This is a genomic window from Candidatus Thermoplasmatota archaeon, assembly GCA_035540375.1.
Lineage (GTDB): Archaea > Thermoplasmatota > SW-10-69-26 > JACQPN01 > JAJPHT01 > DATLGO01.
On sequence record DATLGO010000009.1, the window covers coordinates 20,574 to 43,331 of the forward strand.

At 71.0% G+C, this 22,758-nt stretch carries 23 protein-coding genes and 2 tRNA genes; 14 read left to right on the forward strand and 11 right to left on the reverse strand.

The features are described from left to right. Positions 1–3 precede the first annotated feature (3 nt). Positions 4–783: an SDR family NAD(P)-dependent oxidoreductase gene (locus tag VM889_01190; GenBank protein ID HVL47153.1), complete on the reverse strand. Its 780-nt coding sequence runs from the start codon at positions 781–783 to the stop codon at positions 4–6. A gap of 180 nt (positions 784–963) precedes the next feature. Further along, positions 964–2,220, reverse strand: coding sequence for a hydroxymethylglutaryl-CoA reductase, degradative (locus VM889_01195; GenBank protein HVL47154.1), 1,257 nt, complete (start codon positions 2,218–2,220; stop codon positions 964–966). A gap of 93 nt (positions 2,221–2,313) precedes the next feature. Here VM889_01195 and VM889_01200 point away from each other — a divergent pair, with 93 nt between their 5' ends. Together VM889_01200 and VM889_01205 are read left to right on the forward strand one after the other, a co-directional pair. Continuing rightward, entirely contained in the window at positions 2,314–3,027 is a 714-nt protein-coding gene (locus VM889_01200; GenBank protein HVL47155.1) for an ABC transporter ATP-binding protein, read from the forward strand. Between the two features lie 2 nt (positions 3,028–3,029). Continuing rightward, positions 3,030–5,768, forward strand: a complete 2,739-nt coding sequence (locus VM889_01205; GenBank protein HVL47156.1) for an FtsX-like permease family protein — start codon at positions 3,030–3,032, stop codon at positions 5,766–5,768. Here VM889_01205 and VM889_01210 read toward each other — a convergent pair. Next, positions 5,769–5,853, reverse strand: a tRNA-Leu gene (locus VM889_01210). A 105-nt stretch (positions 5,854–5,958) separates the two neighbouring features. Between VM889_01210 and VM889_01215 the strand changes: the two genes are divergently transcribed. The 12 genes from VM889_01215 to VM889_01270 all read left to right on the forward strand — a co-directional run bounded on the left by VM889_01215 (position 5,959) and on the right by VM889_01270 (position 16,552). Beyond that, positions 5,959–6,390: a hypothetical protein gene (locus tag VM889_01215; protein HVL47157.1), complete on the forward strand. Its 432-nt coding sequence runs from the start codon at positions 5,959–5,961 to the stop codon at positions 6,388–6,390. A 51-nt stretch (positions 6,391–6,441) separates the two neighbouring features. Beyond that, positions 6,442–8,040 carry a sialidase family protein gene (locus tag VM889_01220; GenBank protein HVL47158.1) on the forward strand — a complete coding sequence of 533 codons (1,599 nt, stop codon included), beginning with the start codon at positions 6,442–6,444 and terminating at the stop codon, positions 8,038–8,040. A gap of 149 nt (positions 8,041–8,189) precedes the next feature. After that, positions 8,190–8,672: a 30S ribosomal protein S13 gene (locus VM889_01225; GenBank protein ID HVL47159.1), complete on the forward strand. Its 483-nt coding sequence runs from the start codon at positions 8,190–8,192 to the stop codon at positions 8,670–8,672. Between the two features lie 11 nt (positions 8,673–8,683). Further along, entirely contained in the window at positions 8,684–9,379 is a 696-nt protein-coding gene (locus VM889_01230; GenBank protein ID HVL47160.1) for a 30S ribosomal protein S4, read from the forward strand. Between the two features lie 2 nt (positions 9,380–9,381). Further along, entirely contained in the window at positions 9,382–9,768 is a 387-nt protein-coding gene (locus VM889_01235; protein HVL47161.1) for a 30S ribosomal protein S11, read from the forward strand. A 2-nt stretch (positions 9,769–9,770) separates the two neighbouring features. Beyond that, positions 9,771–10,601 carry a DNA-directed RNA polymerase subunit D gene (locus tag VM889_01240; GenBank protein ID HVL47162.1) on the forward strand — a complete coding sequence of 277 codons (831 nt, stop codon included), beginning with the start codon at positions 9,771–9,773 and terminating at the stop codon, positions 10,599–10,601. A gap of 121 nt (positions 10,602–10,722) precedes the next feature. After that, on the forward strand, positions 10,723–11,223 hold the full coding sequence (locus VM889_01245; protein HVL47163.1) for a hypothetical protein: 501 nt from the start codon (positions 10,723–10,725) through the stop codon (positions 11,221–11,223). Positions 11,224–11,836: 613 nt separating this feature from the next. Next, a tRNA-Leu gene (locus tag VM889_01250) sits at positions 11,837–11,921 on the forward strand. Positions 11,922–12,246: 325 nt separating this feature from the next. After that, complete coding sequence (locus tag VM889_01255; GenBank protein HVL47164.1) at positions 12,247–13,185, forward strand: hypothetical protein; 939 nt, start codon at positions 12,247–12,249, stop codon at positions 13,183–13,185. 20 nt (positions 13,186–13,205) lie between these two features. Then, a complete protein-coding gene (locus VM889_01260; protein ID HVL47165.1) occupies positions 13,206–14,651 on the forward strand; it encodes a hypothetical protein in 1,446 nt (481 codons plus the stop codon). Positions 14,652–14,686: 35 nt separating this feature from the next. After that, positions 14,687–15,445: a hypothetical protein gene (locus tag VM889_01265; GenBank protein HVL47166.1), complete on the forward strand. Its 759-nt coding sequence runs from the start codon at positions 14,687–14,689 to the stop codon at positions 15,443–15,445. Positions 15,446–15,481: 36 nt separating this feature from the next. Then, positions 15,482–16,552, forward strand: coding sequence for a hypothetical protein (locus VM889_01270; protein ID HVL47167.1), 1,071 nt, complete (start codon positions 15,482–15,484; stop codon positions 16,550–16,552). Here the strand turns inward: VM889_01270 and VM889_01275 are convergent, their stop codons facing one another. The 8 genes from VM889_01275 to VM889_01310 all read right to left on the reverse strand — a co-directional run bounded on the left by VM889_01275 (position 16,553) and on the right by VM889_01310 (position 22,584). After that, positions 16,553–17,311, reverse strand: a complete 759-nt coding sequence (locus tag VM889_01275; GenBank protein HVL47168.1) for a DUF4344 domain-containing metallopeptidase — start codon at positions 17,309–17,311, stop codon at positions 16,553–16,555. Between the two features lies 1 nt (position 17,312). Next, positions 17,313–18,014, reverse strand: coding sequence for a site-2 protease family protein (locus tag VM889_01280; protein ID HVL47169.1), 702 nt, complete (start codon positions 18,012–18,014; stop codon positions 17,313–17,315). A gap of 54 nt (positions 18,015–18,068) precedes the next feature. Then, a complete protein-coding gene (locus VM889_01285) occupies positions 18,069–18,509 on the reverse strand; it encodes an emp24/gp25L/p24 family protein (GenBank protein HVL47170.1) in 441 nt (146 codons plus the stop codon). A 31-nt stretch (positions 18,510–18,540) separates the two neighbouring features. Then, positions 18,541–19,023: a hypothetical protein gene (locus VM889_01290; protein HVL47171.1), complete on the reverse strand. Its 483-nt coding sequence runs from the start codon at positions 19,021–19,023 to the stop codon at positions 18,541–18,543. A gap of 16 nt (positions 19,024–19,039) precedes the next feature. Further along, a complete protein-coding gene (locus VM889_01295) occupies positions 19,040–19,507 on the reverse strand; it encodes a cupredoxin domain-containing protein (protein HVL47172.1) in 468 nt (155 codons plus the stop codon). An 83-nt stretch (positions 19,508–19,590) separates the two neighbouring features. Then, complete coding sequence (locus VM889_01300) at positions 19,591–20,079, reverse strand: cupredoxin domain-containing protein (protein HVL47173.1); 489 nt, start codon at positions 20,077–20,079, stop codon at positions 19,591–19,593. A gap of 89 nt (positions 20,080–20,168) precedes the next feature. Continuing rightward, a complete protein-coding gene (locus VM889_01305; GenBank protein ID HVL47174.1) occupies positions 20,169–21,599 on the reverse strand; it encodes a DHH family phosphoesterase in 1,431 nt (476 codons plus the stop codon). A 223-nt stretch (positions 21,600–21,822) separates the two neighbouring features. Further along, on the reverse strand, positions 21,823–22,584 hold the full coding sequence (locus VM889_01310) for an MTAP family purine nucleoside phosphorylase (GenBank protein HVL47175.1): 762 nt from the start codon (positions 22,582–22,584) through the stop codon (positions 21,823–21,825). Positions 22,585–22,758: the final 174 nt, after the last annotated feature.

Genomic DNA, 22,758 nt, shown 5'->3' on the forward strand with positions numbered 1-22,758 from the left:
CGATCACCGCATCTCGGTCCCGCCGTCCACGATCAGGGTCTGCCCCGTCACGAAGCTCGCGGCGGGCGAGGCGAGCCACACGATCGCCTCCGCGATCTCGCGCGGCTCGCCGAAACGGCGAAGCGCGTTCTCCCGCTCGAGCGCGGCCGCTTCCTCCGCGCTCACCTCGTCGAGCCACGCCGTGCGGACGTTGCCGAGCGCGACGACGTTGGCGCGGATGCCGTCCGCGCCCGCGTGGCGCGCGATCTCCTTCGCGAGGCCGAGGAGCGCGGCCTTCGCCTCCGTGTACGGGAGGCCCTTGTAACCGGTGAGCGCTGGCGTGGAGGAGACGAGGACGATCGCGCCCGCTTTGCGCGGCGCCATCGCGCGGAGGGCTTCGCGGGCGCAGTAACGAGATCCCGCGAGGTCCACGCGCGCGACCTCGTCGAACCAGCGCGTCACCGCTTCGTCGTCCATCGCGGCAAGGGGCGTGTCCCACCACGCGGGGACGACCGGGTGGCCCGCGACGCAGGCGAGCGCGTCGAGGCGCCCGTCCGAGACGTCGAGGATCTCCTCGAAGGCGGCCTTCACGGAGGCGAGATCCGCGACGTCCGCTTCCACGCCGAGCGCGGTGACGCCGTGCGCGGCCGCGAGGTCGTGCGCGACGGCCTCCGCCTCGTGCGCCTTGCGCGAGACGACGGCGACGTTCGCGCCATGCGCGGCGAATGCCTCCGCGGTCGCGCGGCCGATGCCTTTGGTGCCGCCGGTCACGACGGCCCACGCGCCTTGTGGATACAGACTCACGGCGTCCGAAGCGCCCCTGCTGCAGAAAAGCGCTTCGGGCGCCGCCAAGCGAGCGAAGCGAGCGTCCCCGCGCTCGCCGCAGGGTCGCAGCGAAGCGGAGACGAGGGCCGCGGGAGCGGCCCGATTGCGGCGAGCGCTCGGCCCGGCGACGAAATCCGACAGGATTTCGTCGACGGGACGCTAGCGGCCCGCCATTTCCTTCCAGATCGCCTCGGCGCGCGAGAGCTTCACGTCGCCTTCGGCGACGAGCCGCTCCGCGACCTCTTCGAGGCGCTCGGCGGGGACGCCCGCCATGAGCGCGAAGTTCTTCGCGTGGAGGCGCATGTGGCCCTTCTGGATGCCCTCGGAGACGAGGGCCCGCATCGCGGCGACGTTCTGCGCGAGGCCGACGCTCGCCGCGACCTCCGCGAGTTCGTTCGCGCTCTCGACCCCGAGGATCTTGAGCGCGAGGCCCGCCGTCGGATGCGCCTTCGTGGCGCCGCCGACGATGCCGAGCGCCATCGGGAGCGTGAGGCGCCCGCGCAGATGGCCTTCGGGCGTCGCGCTGAAGGTGGAGAGGGACCGGTAGCGGCCGAAGCGCGCGGCGTACGCGTGCGCGCCGGCTTCGACGGCGCGCCAGTCGTTGCCCGTCGCGACGACGACGGCATCGATGCCGTTCATGATGCCCTTGTTGTGCGTCGTCGCGCGGTACGGGTCCGCGTCGGCGAAGGCCGCGGCGTCGAGGATGCGCTCCACGACGTCGGGCCCGCCCAGCTCGTCCTTGTCGAAGACGGCCTCCGCGGTCGCGAGGCGCTGGTCGGCGAGGTTCGTGAGGATGCGCATGAGCGACGTGCCGCCCGTCATCTCCTCGAGCACGGGCGCGAGGGCCTCGGCCATCGTGTTCACCGCGTTCGCGCCCATCGCGTCCACGGTGTCGACGTGCAGGTGCACGACGACGAGCGTGCCGCGCTCGGTCGTGACGCGGCGCACCTCGATGAAGCGCGCGCCGCCGCCGCGTCTTGCGAGGCCTGGCTGGGCGGCGTTCGCGACCGCGAGAAGCTCGGTCGTCCGCGCCGCGACGAGGGCGCGCGCGGCGGCCGCGTTCGGGACGTTCTTGAGCGCGATCTGGCTCACCATCGCGCCGCCGGCCTTCGCCTTGAAGCCGCCGTGCGGGCGCGTCATCTTCGCCGCGTGGCTCGCCGCGGCGACGACGCTCGACTCCTCCACGACCATCGGGACGAGCCGGTCGCGGCCGTTCACCGTGAAGTTCGTCGCGACGCCGAACGGCAGCGGGTGCAAGCCGACGACGTTCTCGACGAGCGGGTCGAGGCGCTCGCGGTCCGGGCCCTCGGCGAGGAGCGCGAGATCGCTCTTCGTGAGGCCCGTCTCGCGCGCCACGACGGCGGCGCGCTCGGCGGGCGGGAGCTTGAAGAAGCCGGGAAGCCGCGAGGTGGGCACGCCTCCGCGAGCGCGGCGGCCCGCCTTAAGAATATCCCATCCGGGCCCGCGCGGTGGCATAGGTTGATGACCGCCGGGGCGGGTTCGACGCCGATGACCCGCGCCGCGGCGCTCGAACTCCGGGGTGTCGTGAAGGAGTACGGCCAGTACGCGGAGACCGTCCGGGCGCTTCGCGGCATCGACCTCGTCATCGAGGCGGGGGAGCTCGTGGCGGTCGTGGGCGCCTCCGGGTCCGGCAAGTCGACGCTCCTCCACATGATGGGCCTCCTCGACAAGCCGACCCGCGGCGAGGTGCTCGTGGGGGGCGTCCCGACGACCCGGATGGGCCGGAGCGAGGCGGCGCGGTTCCGCGGCCGCAAGCTCGGCTACATCTTCCAGGGCTACAACCTGATCCCGCGCCTCACCGCGCTCGAGAACGTCCTGCTGCCGGGCACGTTCGCGGGCGGCGACCGCGACGCGCTCGACCGCCGCGCGCGCGAGCTGCTCCGCCTCGTCGGCCTCGGCCACCGCCTCGACCACCGCGCCGTGCATCTTTCGGGCGGCGAGCAGCAGCGCGCCGCGATCGCGCGGGCGCTCGTGCACGACCCCGTGCTCATCCTCGCGGACGAGCCGACGGGAGCGCTTGATTCCACCGCCTCGCGCAAGGTCATGGAGATCCTCGCGCGGCTCAACGAGGAGCGCGGGGCGACGCTCGTCTTCGTGACGCACGACCTCGGCGTCGCGGCGCACGGGCGTCGTCTCGTCCGCCTCGCGGACGGGGCCGTCGTCGAGGACGCGCCCGCCGCGAAGGTCGTCGCCGGAGGGTGAGCGTGGGCGCGAGCGCGAGGCTGGCGTTCGGCGAGATCCGCGAGCACGCGGGCGTGTACCTCACGATCACGCTCATCGTCGCGCTCGCGATGGCCGTCTTCACCACGCAGAACGCGCTGAACGCCTACCAGGAGCACGTCAACGAGAAGACGGTGAAGCTCATGTACGGCGACGCGACCGTCACCGTCCATCCGATCGAGGCGCGGCGCCTCATGACGGGCGCGCCGCCGATGGACGACGCGGGCGCGATCGCGGAGCGCATCCGCGCGAACGGACACGAGGCCGTCCTGCGCGCGGCGGCGGACGGGACGATGTATCCGCACGCGTTCAAGGACGGCCGCTACACCGTGGACGGCGGCGCCTTCTGGGGCGTGGACGTCGCCCGCGACCCGCTCGTGACGACGCTTCGCGAGCGCATCGTCGAGGGCGCCTACTTCGACGCGAACCGCACCTACACGCAGGCCGCGATGGGCGCGCCCATGGGCCGCGAGCACCAGAACAAGCCGACGGTCACGGGCTATGGCGACCCGCGCGTCTCGTTCCCCCAATTCTACACGGGCCAGCAGAAGCCGTACCCGGTCATCATCGGGAAAGCGACGCAGGAGCTCTACGGGGTCGAGATCGGCGACGTCCTCCTCACGAACGTGCTCACGAGCCCCGACCAGGGCTCCTTCGCGACGCCCTTCTTCGAGGTCATCGGGGTCTACCAGATCGGACAGCCGAAGTTCGAGGAACTCATGTACTTCGCGCCGATCGAGAGCATCCAGGAGGTGCGCGCCTGGAACGCGGCGACCGCGAACTACGTGATCGCGAAAGCCGCGCCGGGATCGACGCCCGAGGCGCTCGTCGCCGCGGCGGAGGACGCCTCGCCCGGGCGCGGCGTGCACACGGCCTCCGACCTCAAGACGCTCTGGACCGGCAACCTCGGCGCCGTCGCGACCGCGATCCTCTACACGACCGTCGCGGCGGCGCTCCTCCTCTCCGCGACCGCGGTGAAGTTCGTGATGGACTCCATCGTCGTGCGCAAGACGCGCGAGATCGGCACGCTCAAGGCCCTCGGCGCCACGGACGGCGCGGTCGCGCGGGTCTTCCTGTACCAGGCCGCGCTCGTCGGCCTCGCCGCGGGCGGCCTCGGGCTCGCGATCGCCCACCTCGTCATGGGCGAGGTCGCGAAGGCCGGCGTCACGGTCGAGAGCATGCTCGGGTCGAAGCTCGAGATCCGATTCCTTGTGACGCAGGACGCAGTCGCCCTCGCCCTTGCGCTCCCGCTCGTCGCGGCGCTCGTCGCCGCGATCGTGCCGGCCCTGCGCGTCGCGCGCCTCTCGCCCGTCGAGGCGATGCGCCGCGGCGACGTCGCCGCCGCGCCGCGCCGGTCGCGCCGCGCGAGCCGTCGCCCCACCGCGGGCCGCCTCGCGCGCGGCGACCTCGCCGATCACGCGGGGCTCTACGCGGTGATTGTCGCGGTCGTCGCGATCGCGCTTGCGGTCTACGGCCTGCAGGAGGGATTCCGCGCGAACCTCGACCAGCAGGTGCAGGTCGCGGTGCGCGACACGATCAGCGGCGACGCGATGCTGCTGGCGCAGGGCCAGTCGATCCGCGACGCCGTCGCGGGCGCGCCCGCGATCGCCGACGCGGCGGGGCTCGCGGACGCGATCGCGAAGAAGCCCGGATGGAACGCGTCCCTGCGCACCAACATGGAGGGGCTCGTCTACTTCGGCGAGGGCGAGGAGGCCGACATCGACGCGGGCATCCTCTACGGCATCGACGTGGACCGCGACCACGACGTCCTCAGCCTCCAGGACAAGATCGTCGCGGGCGCCTACTTCGAGCCCGGCCGCTCGTACGCGGCGGGCGTCGAGCCCGTCGCGCAGCGCACGATCCCCCTCTGGTTCCCCGCCGTCTTCGAGCCCTTCCGCGGCCCGCTCGCGCCGACGATGCCCACGTACCCGATCCTCGTCGGCGAAGCCACCGCGAAGAGCCGCAAGCTTTCGGTCGGCGACGAGTTCGTGGGGCTCTTCAACAGCCCGACCGCGGACGACCCGCAGCGGCGCGTGAACGCGATCTTCCGCGTGCACGGCGTCTACGCGTCCGGCTTGCCGTTCAACGACCTCCTCATGTACTACATCCCGCTCGACGCCGCAAACGAGCTGCGCGGCTTCGCGCCCGGCGAGGCGTCGCTCGTCGTCGTGAAGGCGCCCGCCGGCATGGAGCGGGCCGACGTGCGCGCGACGCTCGAGCGCGACCACCCCGGCTTCGTCGTCTACACGTGGCACGACTGGGCCCTTTACTTCGTGGGCGCGGTCTTCGACGCGATGGCGCTCATGACCCTCGCCGCGATCGCGGTCACGCTCGCCCTCGCGGCGGTCGCGATCCTCTACGCGATGGACGCGACGGTGAAGCGCAAGACGCGCGAGATCGGCACGCTCAAGGCGCTCGGCGCGACCGACGCGACCATCCTCGGCCTCTTCCTCCGGCAGGCCCTCGTCGTCGGCGTCGCCGCGGGCCTCGCGGGCCTTGCGCTCCTCCACCTCGGCATCGCGTGGCTCGACGCCGCCGACGTCGCGGCGGAACTTCCGCTCGGCGTCACCGAGAAGATCCGCTTCCTCGTGACGCCCGCGACCACGCTCTTCGTCGTCGCGACGCCCGTGGCCGTCGCCGTCCTCGCGAGCGTCGTCCCCGCATGGCGCGCCGCGCGGCTCTCGCCCGTCGAGGCGCTGCGCGAGGGCGACCTCGCGCTTTGATGCCGGGAGCCGGATTTGAACCGGCGAACCCCTGCGGGAGCAGATCTTGAGTCTGCCGCCATTGGCCAGGCTCGGCCATCCCGGCTTCGGGCGTGCAGGATTCGGACGCCCGCTTAAAGGGTTTCTGAAGGGTGACGGATCGCCCGCCGCACCACAACGCTCTTGCACCGGGCGAAGGTCGCGCGGCCCGATGCCCCGCGTTCCGCGCCTCGCCGTGATCGTCCTTGGCGCCCTCGTCGCGCTCGTCCTCGCGCCGCCCTTCGTCGTGGACGCCGCGCACCGCGAGGACGCGCCCGCGGGATGCGAGCCCGTCGCGACGGTCACGACCGCGCGCACCGAGCGGGCGGCCGCAAACGGCCTCGTCGTCGTCGAGGAGCGCACGACGCGGCGCGCCGTCGACTGCGAGGGCCGCGCGAGCGGGAGCCTCCTGGCCGCGCGCGAGTCGTACCGCGCGGACGCAGGGTCGCACGTCCTCGAGCTCACGTGGCGCGCGAACGGCACGAAGCAGCTCGTGGTCCTCGACGCGCGCGGCCTCGCGGGCGCCGATGCGACCGGAACGTTCGAGACCTATCCCCGCTCCGACCTCGCGGCCCGGACCCATCGCCCCCTGCTCCCGATCTGATCAGCAAGCTGACCACAAAGGCCAAATGGACTCGAACGGGGTGACCGGCGCATGGCCGTCCGCCCCCTCGCCGTCCTGGCCGTCGCAAGCGCCCTCGCCCTCGCCGGGTGTCTCGGCGCGAGCGCCCCGCCCGCCGGCGCCCCGAGCATTGTCGAACGCGACCCCCTCCCCGCGGGTCTCACGGTGCTGAACGGGACGGGCCTCCTTCCCGCGCTTCCCGCGGGCTTCAACGGAACCCTGCCCTCGGCGCTCCAGTTCCTGCTTGGCGAGCGCGGCGGGGAGCCGAACGTCGGCGTGACCTCGAAAGGCACCGTCTTCATCACCGCGGACGACCACGTGATGCGCTCGGAGGACGGCGGCGCGACGTGGAAGTCGGTTTACGAGTTCGGAAGCGTCCACCCGCCCCAGGTGCCGGGCGTTCCCGTGAGCACGCAGGACCCCATCGGCAACAACGATCCCTACCTGTGGGTCGACCCGATCACGGACCGCATCTTCGCGCCCCTCATGTTCCCCATCCTCACCTGCTCCGAGCACATCTGGAGCGACGACGACGGCAAGACGTGGCTCGAGAAGCCGATGGGCTGCGGCCTCCCGCTCGTCGACCACCAGCGCATGGCGACCGGCCCGCCCTCGGCGAAGGGTCCGCAGCCGATCAAGGCCGTGTACCCGAACGTCGTATACTATTGCTACTTCAAGCTCGTCTCCACGAACTGCGCCGTGAGCTACGACGGCGGCCTCACGTACCCCATCGACCAGCCGATCGCGACGCGGCAGGACGCCTGCTCCGCCCAGAACGGCACGCCCGCGGTCGCGAAGGACGGCACCGTCTACGTGCCGATGGCGCGCTTCTGCCCGGTTCCGCAGGTCGCGGTCTCGGAGGACAACGGCCAGACGTGGGAGATCCGCAAGGCGCCCGCGACGGCCGGCACGTGGGGCGGCAACATCGACCCGGACGTGACGGTCACGCCCGACGGCACGCTCTACCTCATGTACGAGGGCGACACGACGCTCCCGACGCTCCTCCGCTCGAAGGACAAGGGCAAGACGTGGGAGGGGCCGTGGACGATGTCCCCGCCCGAGGTCAAGGGCGCGGTCTTCACCGTCATCACGAGCGGCGACGACGGCCGCCTCGCGTTCGGCTACCTCGGCACCGCGTCCGACGTGCGCGACCCGAGCGAGGCGCCCGCGGACACGCGCTGGCACGCGTACCTCGGCTGGAGCCTTGATGCGAACGCGACGGACCCGACGTTCGTGAACCTCCGCGTGACGCCCGACGAGGACCCCGTGCAGATCGGCTGCGTGTGGCTCAAGGGCGGCGGCAACCCCTGCCGCAACCTCCTCGACTTCATCGACCTGCACGTCGGGCCCGAAGGGCGCGCGTACATGGCGATCACGGACGGATGCACGAAGGACTGCGCCGGGAACCCCTCCGCGACGAACGAGAACTCGCGCCGCCGCGACACGGCCGTGATCGTGCAGCAGGCGGGCCCCTCGCTCTTCGCCTCCGTCGGGATGCTCGCGCCGCTCCACGCGAACCTGAGCGCGAGCGCGCCGGGCCAGGTCGTGTTCGGCACGCCCGCGCACGATCCGGTCCTCGACGGGACGCCGGACGCGACCCCGCCCGCGCGCCTTCCGCGCGAACGCCGTTGATCGGGACCCCCGGGGGCTTCCCCCCGGGGCGTCACCGGCCTCCGGGCCTGCGTTCGGTATAAATAGGGCTTCGCGCATCCGAACGCTGCTCCCTGCCCTTCCGGCAAGCCCTTTGGCTCGGACCCGGAAGTCGGACGGAGGCCATTCTCATGGCAGACCAGAAGGACGATTTCAAGTACATCGTGCGTATCGCCAACACCGACCTGGACGGCAACGACCAGGTCGAGGTCGGCCTTGCGGGCGTGAAGGGCATCGGCATCCGGACCGCGGCGCTCGTCGCGGAGAAGGCCGGCGTGCCGCGCTACATGAAGGTCGGCAACCTCTCGGACGAGCAGGTCAACGCCCTCGCGGGCGCCGTGGACCAGCTCGCGGAGATCGCGCCCACGTGGATGCTCAACCGCCAGAAGGAGATCGAGTCCGGCGAGGACCTCCACGTCATCGGCTCGGAGCTCGAAGGCAAGCGCCGCGACGACCTCAACCGGCTGAAGAAGATCCAGAGCTACCGCGGCATCCGCCACGGCTCGGGCCAGAAGGTCCGCGGCCAGCGCTCCCGCTCGAACGGCCGCACGGGTCTCACGATGGGCGTCATCAAGAAGAAGGAAGGCTCCCAGCCCGCCGGAGACAAGAAGTGAGGTGACCTGACATGGGCGACCCGAAATTCTCCCGTCCGAAGTACGAAACGCCGTCCCACCCGTGGCAGGCGCAGCGCATCAAGGAAGAGCGCGACCTCGTCAAGAAGTACGGCCTCAAGAACAAGACCGAGGTCTGGAAGGCCCGCTCGCTCCTCCGCAGCATCCGCGGCCAGGCCCGCGACCTCCAGGGCAAGCAGCGCCTGGACGACCCGCAGGTCAACCGCGAGACGCGCGGTCTCCTCTCCCGCCTCTACCGCGCGGGCATGCTCGAGGAGAACGCGACGCTCGACGACGTCCTCTCGCTCAACGTCGAGGCCGTCCTCGTGCGCCGCCTCCAGACGCAGGCCTACCTGAAGGGCCTCGCGGCGACGCCGAGCCAGGCGCGCCAGCTCATCATCCACGGCCACATCGCGATCAACGGCAGCCGCGTCACGATCCCCGGGATGATCCTTCCCCGCGCGGACGAGGGCGGCATCCAGTACACCGCGAACTCGCCGCTCACGAACGAGCAGCACCCGGTGCGCCCCAAGTTCGAGGCGCCGCCGGAGCTGCGCGACGCCCCGGCGCCCGAAGAGCGCCGCGGTGGCGGCGGTCGCGGCGGCGGCCGCGGTCGCGGCGGCCCGGGCGGTCGCGGTCGCGGCGGCGGCTCGAAGCCCCGCGGCGGTCGCCGACCGGCCGGTGAGGGCCAGTCGCAGGGAGGTGGCTAAGCATGACCAGCAAGTGGGGCATCGCCAACATCTACGCCTCGTTCAACAACATCATCATCACGGTGACGGACCTGACCGGCGCCGAGACGATCACGAAGTGCACGGGCGGCATGGTCGTCAAGGCCGCGAAGGACGAGGGCGGCCCGTACGCCGCCATGAAGGCCGCGGAGCGCATCGCCGAGGCCGCGAAGGAGAAGGGCATCGACTCCCTCCACGTCAAGGTCCGCGCGCCCGGCGGCCACAAGAGCAAGAGCCCGGGCCCCGGCGCCCAGGCCGCGATCCGCGCGCTCGCGCGCGCGGGCATGCGCATCGGCCGCATCGAGGACGTCACGCCCATCCCCCACGACGGAACCCGCAAGAAGGGCGGCCGGCGCGGGCGGAGGGTGTGAGCATGAAGATCGCCCTGCGCTCCTCCACCCCCAACCGCCTCGAGTTCGTGATCGAGGACGTGACGACGGCCTTCGTGAACGCGCTCCGCCGGACCCTCCAAGCGGAGGTCCCGAAGCTCGCGATCGAGGACGTCACGATCTACGACAACACGAGCGCGCTCTTCGACGAGATGGTCGCGCACCGCCTCGGCCTCCTGCCGATCCCGACGGACCTCGCCGCGTTCAACGCGCGCGAGGGCTGCCCGTCGTGCGGCGGCGAGGGCTGCGCGAGCTGCACGGTCCTCTACACCCTGTCGAAGGAGGGCCCCGCGATGGTCACGAGCGGCGACCTCAACCCGACGGACCCGAAGTTCCGCATCGCGGACGAGCGGATCCCGATCGTGAAGCTGCTCGAGGGCCAGCGCGTCATGCTCGAAGCGGCCGCGGTGCTCGGCACGGGCACGCGCCACGCGAAGTGGAACCCCGTGACGGCGTGCGGCTACCGCGAGATCGGCCGCGTGCAGATCGGGAACGCCTCGCTTCCCGACGCGGTCGCGCAGCACATCCGCGACACGGCGCCCGAAGGGAGCGTCGAGGTCGTGGACGGCAGGCTCAAGGTCGTCGACGAGGAGAAGGCGTACCGCTACCTCCGCGCCATCCAGGACGTCCACGCGCTCGAGGGCGTCAAGCTCTCGACGGAGGACAACAAGTTCGTCTTCTTCCTCGAGACGGACGGCGCCCTCACGGCGAAGGACGCGCTCCAGCGCGCGATCCACATCCTGATGGACAAGCTGAAGCAGGTCGAGAACGACGCCTCGGACCTCAAGCCGAAGGCGTCCCCCGTCCTGAACTAGGCCGACGTCCGCGCCCGCCCGCAAGGGCGGGACCCTTCTTTCTATCCGATGATCCAGCGCAAGCCTTGCGCGCGCGACGCGTTCCGCGCTCCTTAAGACGCGAGGCCGCCGTGGCCCCGCGTTGGTCGACGCGTCGCCGTTCGTCGCGCTGGAGCTCAGCCAATACGAGGTCTACGGCCTCTTCTTCCTCCTCGGCTCCTTCGTCGTCGCGAGCGTGAGCGACCTCAAGCACCTGAGCGCGCAGCGCGAGTTCATGGACGTGTGGATCGCGGTCGCGGTCATCCTGTTCATCCTCGACCTCGCGAACGCGAACTGGCGCCCCGACGCGCCGTTCCTCGTGAAATGGGGCCTCGTGATCCTGCTCTCGCTCCTCAGCTGGCAGCGCGTCGGCCTCGTGTTCCGCCTCGCGCCCGCGGACGTCGCCGCGTGCGCGGCGGCGGCCGCGCTCCTCTCGCCGCTCCTCATCCTCCTCTTCTTCATGGTGATGAAGGTCCTGAGCTGGCCTTTGGGCCCGCTCCTCGCGCGCGGCCGCAACGTCTACCCTTTCATGCCGGTCGTGACGCTCGGCGTCGTCGCCGTCCTGGGCTTTGCGGTCGCCACCGATCCGGGATTGATGGTTTAGACGATCGGGGTTCGGGGCCTTCAGCGGTGCACTCCGTGGCGCGCGTTTCACACCGAAGGTCCCGCTGCGGCGGGACCTTCGGCGCGCGCCCCTCCTCTGGACGTTCGCCCGACCTGCGGGTCGGGCTCGCCGCGGCGGCGTATCGCCGCGGCCCACCCCCAACGCCAGGGGCTTGGCCCCTGGACGCCCGCCGAGACCCGCGTTTTCTTCTCGAACGGTGCTCCGGTTCTCCGGCTCTTCTCGAGCGGGCGTGTGGGGCCCCCGTGGGGCGCCCTTCGCGCCGTTCAAGCTTCCGAACCTGAGCGCGAATACCGGCTGCGGTCCCGGACCCGGTCCCGGACCCGGTCCCGGACCCGGACCCGACGCCCGGCACCCGGACCCGACGCCCGATCCCGGTCCCGGCGCCCGACGCCCGGTCCCGGCGCCCGCTCCCGGCACCCGGCACCCGACGCCCGGTCCCGAAACCGGTCGCCGCGGTTCCGTGCTCGCCATCGACGAGACCGGCGCGCAAGGAGGCTCGCTCTGGGTGCTCACTCTCAAATAGGGGAACAGCTTTGTCGGGATGCCCCCGGGGCCGAGGCGCTTGGCGCGCGGCAGCCCGGGACGGTCCTCCGCGGAGGTAGCCAAGCCTGGCCAACGGCGCTAGCTTGAGGGGCTAGTCACGTAGGTGTTCCACGGTTCAAATCCGTGCCTCCGCACTCCGGCCGCGCGCGTCGCGCGGTCCGCTTTTCCGACCCGCGCGGCGGGTCCATGCGCGCGCGGTCCTGCGCGGGCGCCGCGTCGCCGACGGCCGCGTCCGGCGCCTCCGGCCCGACGGTTCCGCACGCCTTGGCCGCCCCCTTCGCCCCGATGAAAGACGGTATCCAATACGCTTATATGCGCACCACGGTACTTCCCGCCATCCCCCGAAGCGGGGGCAACCGGCTCGGCATCGTGACCGGGCGCCGCGAAACGACACGCGGTCGCAATCCGAACGGTTAAGTAGCGAACATGGACTCCGGTGAAAGCTCAGGAGAGGTTGTGATGACCCACACGTTCAAATCGATCGCCCTTGCGGGGCTGCTGCTTGTGGCCGCCCTGTCCTCGATGGTCCCGACGGCGGCGGCGCAGGCGCTGCCCGCGCAGCCGGCCGAGTCGCGCATCAGCCTCCTGATCACGCCGGTCGACGCGCCGATCAAGCCCCTCTCGGGTGTCGCGACGGCCAAGATCACCGGCACCTACACCTACTTCTCCGGCGGCGTCGCGCTCGTCCCGACGCAGATCGACCTCAAGGTCGACGACGCGCCGGGCTGGGCGGTCGCCTCGGTGACGCCCTCCACGCTGCAGGTCACGGGCGGCACGCCGTCCGGTCAGACCGTGACGCAGACCTTCTCGGCGAACGTCGTCATCTACACGCTCGCCGACGCGCCCGCCTTCACGCCGGGCCAGATCAAGATCTCCGCGACCGCGCTCCCGAACTCGGACATCGCGGGCAGCAAGGCGACGGAAGTCCTCCAGGTCACGGCGGACTTCTTCTCGATGATCGACGCCCAGATCACGCAGACGATCCAGCTCGCGAAGCCGCAGCAGCAGGTCTCCTACCCGATCACGGTCAAGAACCTCGGCAACGCGGACACGAAGCTCTTCTTCGAGATCGTGAGCAAGCCGGACAACTTCGAAGTCATCCCGCCCCAGCCGATCATCCTCGAGTCCAAGCAGCGCGGCGGCAAGACCACGCAGCAGGACGTGTTCCTCACGATCCAGACGCCGTACAAGAACGGCTACATGAACTCGGTCGGCGCGGTCACGATGAAGATCCGCTCGAACTACGCGCTGGACGCGACGAAGATCGGCGATTCGACGCAGCTCTCGGTCCTCACGACGACCAAGGGCTTCTACGTGCCCGGCCCCGACGCGGCGTTCTTCGTGATCGCCCTCGGCCTCGTCGCGGTCGCGCTCGGCGGCCGCCGCCGGTCGGCGTAGGGTCGCCGCTGGGGTGACCCATGCGGCGTGCCCCGATCGTCCTCGCCATCGTCCTCGCGACGACCACCCTCGTCGCGGGGGCGCCCCCCGCCTCGGCGCAGTATCAGAAGGAGCTCGTCGCGGTCTCGCTCGAGGTCCTCGATCCACCCCAGTTCGTGCCGTACCTCGGCGACGCCCGCTGGCGTCTCGTCATGCGGGACCTGAGCCGCGACGCCGTGCCCGAGGCGAGCCTCCAGGGCGATCCCGGCTTCGCCCACATGACGACCTTCGAGGTCCAATTCGTCAACGTCCCCGCCAATGCGTCCCTGAACGGCTGGGAGGCGGCGCTCACCAACACGACCGTCTTCACCTCGGGCGGCATGGTCCGCGAGACGACCCTCATCGTGCAGGCGCTCGGCCCGGTCTCCCTCAACCACGTCACGCTGAAGGTCGTCGCGACCATGCGCGCGAGCGACGGCGGGACGAAGTCGGCGGAGGTCCACGTGAACGCGTTCCTCGAGCCGTTCCGGCTCGCGAACGTGTTCATCAAGACGCCCCCGAGGTTCGTCGAGCAGCAGAAGGTCGTCACGTATCTCGTCCAGGTCGACAACGTGGGGACGTACATCGACACGTTCCTCCTCAACGTCTCCATCACTCCGGGCTGGAAGGCGATGATCACGCCCCGCGTCGTGATCGAAGGCAAATCGTCCGCGTTCGTGAACCTCACGATCCAATCGCCTTCGGGACAGCTCTGGCATCCCGGCGAGACCGCGATCATCCGCGTCTCCGCCCGATCGATCCACGAACCGGAGGTGGCCTTCACGGGCGCGAGCGTCATCATGGTCGACGGACCCTACGTTTCGGCCCTCTGGCGACCGCTCGCCGCGCTCTCCCTCGTCGCCCTCGCGCTGCTCACTGTCCGCGCATGGCGCGACCGCGACCTCGCGGCGCTCGAGAAGGGGCGACCCCGCAAGCCGCGTCCCACGCCCCGCCAGGCCGTCCTCCTCGCCGCCCTCGCGAAGCGCGACCCGCCCGCGTGGCGCGCCCGGAAGGCGGAGCAGCTCGCCCTCTGGCGCGAGCGTCGCCGCGCGTACCGCGCCGAGATGCGGGCCCGCCGCCGCGACGAGCGCAGGCTTCTCCGCGAGGAGCGCCGCGAGCTGCGCGCAACCCGCGCGAAGATGCGGAAGGCCGAGAAGCTCCGCCGCAAGGCCGAGAAGCTGCGCCTGCGCGAGGAGGCGAAGCAGCTCCACGCGACCCGCAAGGCGCAGAAGGCGGCCGACAAGGTCGCCCGCAAGGACGCGAAGCGTCAGGCGAAGGTCGACGCGAAGGAATCGAAGCGCCTCGCGAAGCTCGCGAAGGCCAAGGAGAAGCAGCTCGCGGCGGCGAAGAAAACGCTCGACAAGGCGCGCGCCAAGGCCGAGAAGGCGGAGAAGCGGGCGGCAAAGGCGGCAAAGCGCGCCGAGAAGCGCGGCCGAAAGGGGTCTTGAGCAAGGCTTAACGTTCCACAAGGAGACGCGAAACCATGGACGGACCGAGGCTGTCCCGAGCGGCCCTCGTCGCGCTCCTCGCGCTCGCGCCGGCCTTCGCCGGCTGCCTGGGCGGAGGCGGCGAGCGGCCCGTCGTCGCGGCGAGCGCGCCGCGCGAAGCCTCCGGGATGACCGTTTTCTTCGCGGCCCCCCACAGGCTCATCGGGCTTGCTCCGCCGCAAGCGGAGCTCCAGGTCCTGTACAACGGCAAGCCGGCCTACCCCGCAGGCGGCATGTGGGCGACGTTCCCGGTGAGCGATCGGCAAGGCGCGTTCTACCTCCCCTACTCCTTCTTCGTCGTGGGAAACGGGCAGTACGAGGTCCGTCTGCGGTACGACGGCGAGATCGCGACGACCCGCGTCAGCGTCGACAAGTGGGTCGAATACGTGTATCTGCATCCCTACCCGACGGACCGGCGCACGATCGCGGTGGACCTGCAGCTGTCGCGCCAGTCCGGCGGCGACCCCTCCAATCGCATCATGGCCTACGGCGATCTGACGATCCACGTCTACTACCGCGGCGAAGACACCTCGGGCTCGACGCGGGAATACGTGCACCGGGTCGCCCTCAAGACGAGCGGCGAGAAGGATTTCACCCGCCTCGAGATCCCGCGATCCGTGTTCAACCGCGGCCCGGGATACTATTCCTTCGAAAGCAAGTTCGACAACCTCGATGCGAAGGGCAACCACGGGGTCGGCAACGACCCGAGCCTGGCGGCCCGGTCGCCCCCCTGGAACTGGATCCGCATCGAATGAGCAACGTTTATGGCGCATTCCATGCGTGGGCGCCGCATGTCGCGCGCGCTCGCCCTCGGCCTCGTCCTGGTCGCCTCCACGCTCGCGGGCTGCGCGTCGCCGACGGGCGAGCCGCTTGACTCCGATGGCGACCGACTCCCCGACGAGGTCGAGGTGTCGCCGCGAAGCATCTCCGTGCTCCGGCCGGACGGCGAAACGACCCTCGAGGTCACGAGCGACCCCAAGCTCGCGGATACGGACGGCGACGGCTTGAGCGACCGCGACGAGTTCCTCCTTGGCACGGACCCCCGGAGCCTCGACACGGACGGCGACGGCCTCCTCGACGGCCGCAGCATCACCGCACAACCGGGCACCGACCTCCACGCCCGGCTCGTCGCGGCGGGCATCCATACCGCGCGCGACGACCCGACGACGTTCCTCGGCGAGGCCTCCATCTGCGAGGGCGGAGACGGCCTCAATCCCACCCAGCACAACAGCGACCGCCCCCTCGTCGACGGCCTCGGCGACGGCGAGGAGGCGGCGGGCGGCTGGAACGTGACCGTGCGCGGCGTCACGACGTTCGTCCAGTCGAGCCCGTGCGTGCCCGACACCGACAGCGACGGTCTCGCGGACGACCTCGAGAAGGCCGCGGGCACCGACCCGACGAAGCGCGACACGGACGGCGACTCGACGCCCGACCGCATCGACGCCGATCCGCTCGCGAACCTCGGCCTGCGCCTCACGCTCGACCGCGTCACGCAGAAGACGCCGCGCAACCCGCTTGGCGACGACGTTCGGTTCATCATCCAGAGCGGCCAGGATTCGCGGACCTTCACGGCGAAGGTGGGCGCCTCGACGGACGTCCGCATCACGTTCGCGTCCGATTCGGACGACGCGACGGCCGAGCCCGGGCGACTCCCGACGCAGGTCACCATCACGGCGCTCTACGACGTGGCGGGCAACCCGCAGCCCATGCGCATCGCGGGGTCGGGCCACATCCTGTCGCTCACCTACGACCTCATGACGGGGGAATGGTCCACGCAGGCGGGCGCGAAGGGGCGCTCGACCGGCACGAGCGAGGGCGAGGACGCGACGGTCGCGTTCTCCCTCGCGACCACGCGGTCCTGATCAGGCGGCCTTCCACCAGGGGCCAAGAAGCGCGTCCCACGCGGCGCGCATCCGCGCGTACTCCTCGGGGCAGCCTTCGGCGCGCTCCGCGGTAAGCCCGTCGCCGCCCGCGAGATCGGCGAAGCGGTCGGGATCGCTCCCGTAGACCCAGCAGAGGATGTTGTGGAAGCGCTGCGCGTCGAGGCTGTGCGCGTCGGCGAAGGAGGCCTCGTCCGGGTCCGCGGACCCGGCCTCGAGCGCGAACCATTCGGCGGCGGAGAGCGCGACGCCCTCGCCGCCCTCCTCCGCGAGCACGATCAAGGCGCTCAGCTGGTCGACCGCGTCCTCCTCGCGGCCCGTGGCGGGAATCCCGTTCACGTCGATGATCGCGTGTCCCGCTTCGTGGAAGAAGACGAAGGTCCACGTCCTGACGGCGTTCTCGACCGCGCTCGCATCGTCGTGGCCCGCGGCCTCGAAGAGCGCGCGCACGTGCTCGAGGAGATCGTGGCACATCGTGATGCGCCGCGTCTCGGGATCGTAGAACGCGTTCGCCTCTCCGCAGTCCGCGGCCGCGACCTCGACGTCGCGCGCGAGGCGGAGGTTCGCGTTGAGGTCTTCCACGAGCGCGGCGGGAAGGCCCGACGTTTCGAGCGCCCGCGCCGCGGTCCCGGGTTTGACCGCGACGACGAGAAAACGACCTTCGGTCGCGTCCGCGGCGGGCGCGGCGCAGCCCGCGAGGGCGACGGTCGAGAGGAGCGCGGCGACGACGGCCGCCCGCACGTCAGCACCCCGTCGCGGGGCTCACGCCCGGCACGACGCTTGGATCGAAGACGACGTAGGCAAAGGCCGCGATGACGAGGAGCGTGCTGAGGTACGCGAGCTTGCTCCAGGCCCACACCTTGCTCCCGTCGAGCGGCGGGATGGGGAGCATGTTGAAGCCCGCGAGGAAGACGTTCACGAACACGACGACCTGCCAGAGGTTCGCGTGGCGGGCGACGCAGAGCTCGGGCGTGAAGAGGAACATCGGAAGCGCGATGAGCGCGAGGCCGAGGTTGAGGGCGGGACCCACGATGCTGATGACGCCCGAGTCCCGTCGGGTCGCCTGGCCGTAGATGTGGACCGCGCCCGGCGCCGCGAACACGACGCCGAGGCCCATGCTCACGAGAAGTCCCACGAGGAGGTTGGTCCAGCTCGCGCGGAACTCCGCCCACATGTAGCGGCGCTGGGCGACGACCTTGTGCGCGAGCTCGTGGAGCACGAACGACGTGATGACGATGCCCACCGCATAGGGGAGGATCGCGAGGAGCGTGGACTCGTCGAGCTTGCCGTCGATCGCAAGCGCGGTGCCGGAGAGGGCGAACGTGAAGGCCACCGAGAGCACCGCGACGCTCAGCGCGAGGTGGAGGATCTCCTCGCCGCTGAAGGACACGGTGGGCTCGTCCTCCGTCTCGTCCCAGCGGTCGATCGCCCCGGTCGGCTGCACGGGGCCGTCACCCGTGTCGCGGTTCAAGACACTTCTGAAAGAGACGCGAAACCCTCATTCGCGGCGGCCGAAGGTGAAGAGCAGCGCGCCGAGGGCGAGGACCGCGAGGACCCCCGCGAAGCCGGGGCCGGGCAGCTCGCCCGGGGCGGCGTGCTCGACGCGGTATTCGAGCTCGATGGTCCGCGTGTTGGGATTCTCGAAGGTGAACCGGTAGGCGCCGGTCACGGGAGCCTCGAACGTCCCGTCGCGGGCGTTCTCGCGCGCGGGGGGGAAGATCGTGGTCGCGTTCGGACCCGCCGTCTGGATCGTGAGGAAGACCTCGTAATAGCGAGGCTCCTTGACGAGATAGGACCAGGCCACCTTCTGGCCCTTTCCGAGGCTCACGGTCACGGTCTCGCTCGTCCCCGGGGCGAGCGTGAGGGCGTCGGCCTTCACCGCGGCGAGCGCGGTGGGGGCCAGGAGAACGAGGGCGAGCGCAAGGAGAACCGGGCGCACGGCGCGCGAACCCCCTGGATCGCCTTAAACCTCACCTTCGGCGCCACGGGCGCGCGGCGAGCGCGAGCGCGGCGAGGGCCGCGACGAGGGCCGGCGCCGGGATGAAGGGGCGCGGGGGCTCGTTAGCGGGGTCGGGGAGCGGCTTCACGTAGACCCCGCCGCGCATGCCGCTGTGCACTTCGCAAACGAAAGGGACGACGCCGGCGGCGGTCGCGTTGAACGCGACAACGTCGGTCGGGCGCGATTCGCCGGGCAGGCGCACGGGCGTCCCCTGGTTCACGTCGCCCTGGACGCGGAGGCTGTGCGGGGCCGCGTTCGAGGCGGGGTTCGCGAACCGGAGGACGACGCGGTCGCCGACGTCGACCGTGATGTTCGTCGCGGACCAGCAGAAGCCGGCGCGATCGCACCCGGACTCGCGCGGCTCGAGGTCGACGGCGCGCTCGGCGGCGGATGCCGCGGGCGCGAGGGCGACGAGGGCGAGCGCGAGGGCGGGAACCACGATCCGGGGGCTCACGGGCCCCCGACGGCCGTCACCGCATTTGAATCCGACGCGCGAGGAGGGCCGCGAGCGCGCCGCCCGCCGCAAGGAGCGCGAGGCCCGGCGCGGGCGTCGGCGCGTTCGTCGCTTCCGAGGCGACGACGATCGTCCCCTTCATCTGCGGATGCACGTCGCAGATGAACGGGATCTCGCCGGCCTCCGTCGCCGTGAAGGTGATCGTGTCGTTCGCCTGGGCGCCGCCGGGGTCGCGGATCGGGGTGCTCTCGTTCACGTACCCGAGGACCGCGAGGTTGTGCGACATGAAGTTGGTCGCCTCGTCCTTGTACACGAGGGTGACGTTGTCGCCGACGTTCACGGTGATGTTCTGGGGCTCCCAGCAGTAGGGCGCGCCGCCCGGGCATCCCGTCTCCTTCGCGAGGACCGTGATGCGACGGTCTTCCGCGTGGACGGTGGGGGCGATCAGGGTGGCGAGAAGGAGGAGGGCGAGGACGCCGCGCATGGGTGCGCGGCGCGCCTCGCGATGCTTGAGGGTGGCGCCTACCGGCAAGGCCGGCGGGCGCCCGGGATCGAACGGTCCCCGGATCAGCCGCGGCGGCGCAGCACGACCGCGACCGCGAGGGCGCCCGCGGCGAGGAGAGCGACCTCGAAGCCCGGCGTGCGCGTCGGGGCCGTGGGGGTCTCGTCGCCCGTTCCGTTCGCGCTCTGGACGACGATCTTCCCGACCATCGTCGGGTGGACGTCGCAGATGAACTGGATCTCGCCCGTCTTCGTGGGCGTGAAGGTGATGGAGGCGTTCTCGGGCGTCGTCGTGATCGGCGTCTTCTCGTTCACGGGGGCCTTGATGTGGAGGTTGTGGGGCTGGATGCTGCCGTTCGCCTGGACCCATTCGAGGGTCACGTTGTCGCCGACCCTCGCCGTGAAGGTGGCTGGCTTCCAGCAGAACGTCCCGACGGGGCAGTTGGCCTCGAGGGCCTCGGTCACGAACATCTTGTTCTCCGCGGCGGCCGTGGGGACCGCAAGGAGCGCGAGCGCGAGGACGCCGACGAGGGCGAGCTTGGAGTTGCCGAGCATGCGGGCGGGCAAAAGGCGCGCCGAAGAAAAGCGTTTGGGTCATATTGTTGGGCTATCGCGGCCCGTTCACGGACCGGTCCCTTGAGGCGCTATTCCTCTTCCGCATCGCGCTTCTCCTCGAGACCGAGGACCGCGAGCACCTGCTTGCGGACGGCGTCCTCGGCGAGCTTGAGGAGCGCCTCGCGCTCGTCCACGTCCCCGAAGATGCCGAGCTTGATCTGGCCGCCCGCCATCTTCGCGTGGCCGCCCGCGGACTGCTTGCCGAAGGCCTTTTCCAGGGCCTCGCCGAGGTTCACGCGCACGTCGTTCGTGCGCGCGCTGATGTGGATGACGTCCTCGACGATGCCGAAGACGATGACCGTGGAGATGCCTTCGAGGCCGAGGAGGAAGTCCGCGGCCTGGGGCAGGGTGTCGCGGTCGCGGATGAACTCGACGCTCGTGATGAGGGTCGAGCCGTAGCTCTCGCGGTTGCGGACGGCCTTGCCGAGCACGTCCACGGTCTCGGCCGCCATCGGCGGGTTCTCGATCTTCTCGAGCAGGTCCATGTCCGCGTACGAGGAGAGGAACGTCGCGGCCATCATGTCCTCGGCCGTCGCGCCGCGCGTGTAGTCCTTCGTGTCGGTGCGGATACCGTAGAGGAGCGCGACCGCGAGCTTCGGCGAGACGGGGATGCCGAGCTGCTGCAGGTACTTCGTGAGGATGGTGCTCGTCGCGCCGATGCCGACGCGCACGTCCGCGAAGTCTGCGACGATCTCCTCCTCCTCGATCTGATGGTGGTCGAACACGATGTTCGGCACGACCTCGGGCGGGAGGATGTTGTTCTTGCCGGGAAGCGAGGCCTCGACGAGCGCGACCTTGTCGTGCGCGTTCACGATCTCGAGGACGTCGTCGCGCGGCCCGACCTGCGTGAGCTCGAGGTCGAGCAGGTTCACGAAGGCGCGGTTCTCCTGGTGGCCGATGTTGCCGCCGTAGTAGATCGTCGCGGGGACGTCGTAGTGCTCGCAGATCGTCTGGAGCGCGAGGCCCGACCCGAGGGCGTCGGGGTCCGGGTTGGACTGGATGAAGATGGCGATGCTCTTCGCCGACTGGATGATGTCCGTGAGCGCGTTGCCCGCGCGCTGGACCTCGTATTCCTGGAGCTCCCGGAGCACCGACCGGGCGATGACGTCCGAGGGCTGGATGACCCGGTCCGCGCCCGCCTTCGTGAAGGCGTCCGCGCTCACGGGGTCGAGGGCGCGGACGATGACCATGGACTTCGGCATCTCGCTCTTGACGTACTTGAGCGCCTGGAGGTTGCCCTCCATGTTGCTCGACATGAGGAGGATCGCGGTCGCGCTCGCGAGCTCCTCCCGGAACTCGCCGAGCTGGTCCATGTCCCCGACGACGGCCTCCATCTCGGAGTCCCGGAGATCCTCGACCCGTTTCCGGTTCTTGTCGATGATGAGGATCTCCTTGTCCCGGCTTTTCAGCAGCTTCGCCGTCTGGTAGCCGACGGAGCCGCAGCCGAGGATGACGTACACTGCCAGGGACCTCCGCGTGCAACGCATCAGCCGGGTGACCGTATTTAAATCTGTGCGGGCGGTGAGGACGCCCGACCCCAATCTTCGATCCGACGCCACCCGGACAGGTTCAAGCGGGCGGGCGCCCACGTGCGCCAGCCTCGACGCGGCGCTCGGGGGTCCCGGAGCGGCGCCGCCCCTCCTCGACATGGGCTGGAGACGCAAGACCGCCGGGCGGCCGAGGTCAGATTCCCGCCGCCGCGAGCGCTTCCCCGCAGCGGCACGCCTTGCGCTCCGGGATCTCCCCGAGGGCCCTCGCGAGCGCCTTCCCGACCGCGTCCGCAAGCGCCTTCGCCGAGGCCGCGATGTCGACCGCCCGCACGGGGCCGGGTGCGACGCCGGGGGCCGGGTTCGTGACGAGGCAGAGCGACGCGTAGCAGAGGCCCTTCTCGCGCGCGAGCGCCGCCTCGGGGCAACCGGTCATCCCGACGACGTCCCCGAGCGTCGCGTACCAACGCGTCTCCGCGGGGGTCTCGAGTCGCGGGCCCGGGGAGGCGACGTAGACGCCGTGGCCGCGCGCCGCGAGGCCGGCGTCCGAGGCCGCGGCGACGAGCGCGCGCCTCACCTCGGGGCAGTACGGCTCCGAGAGGTCCACGTGCACGGCCCGCTCGTCGTGGAACGTCCGCTCGTCGGCGCGGCCCGAGAGGTCCACGAAATCGTGCGGCACGAAAAACGAGGGCGTGGGGATGGTGGCGTGGAGCGCGCCCACGGTGTTCACGGCCACGACGCGGTCGACCTTCGCCGCGGCGAGGGCCCACACGTTCGCCCGGAAGCGGACGCGGTGCGGGGGCCGCGCGGGGTCGCCGTGGCGCGCCACGAAGGCCGTCTCGAGGCGGCCGGATCGGCCGAAGACCACGTCGACGGGTCCCCACGGGGTCTCGACCGGGAGGCGCTCGCCCGACATGAGGTTCCCGAGCCCGGTCCCGCCGACGACCCCGACGCGCACGCCCCGCGAAGGCCCGCGCGCCTCATAAGCTCCGCCGGAGGCTGAGCCCCGCTACAAGAAAGGCTAAAAAAGGAGGGCCCAATCGGGACCCGGGGACCCGGACATGCGCGCGACCCTCCTCACGTACACCCTGGCCCTCGTCCTCCTCGCGGCCCCCGCCGCGGCCCTCGGCCC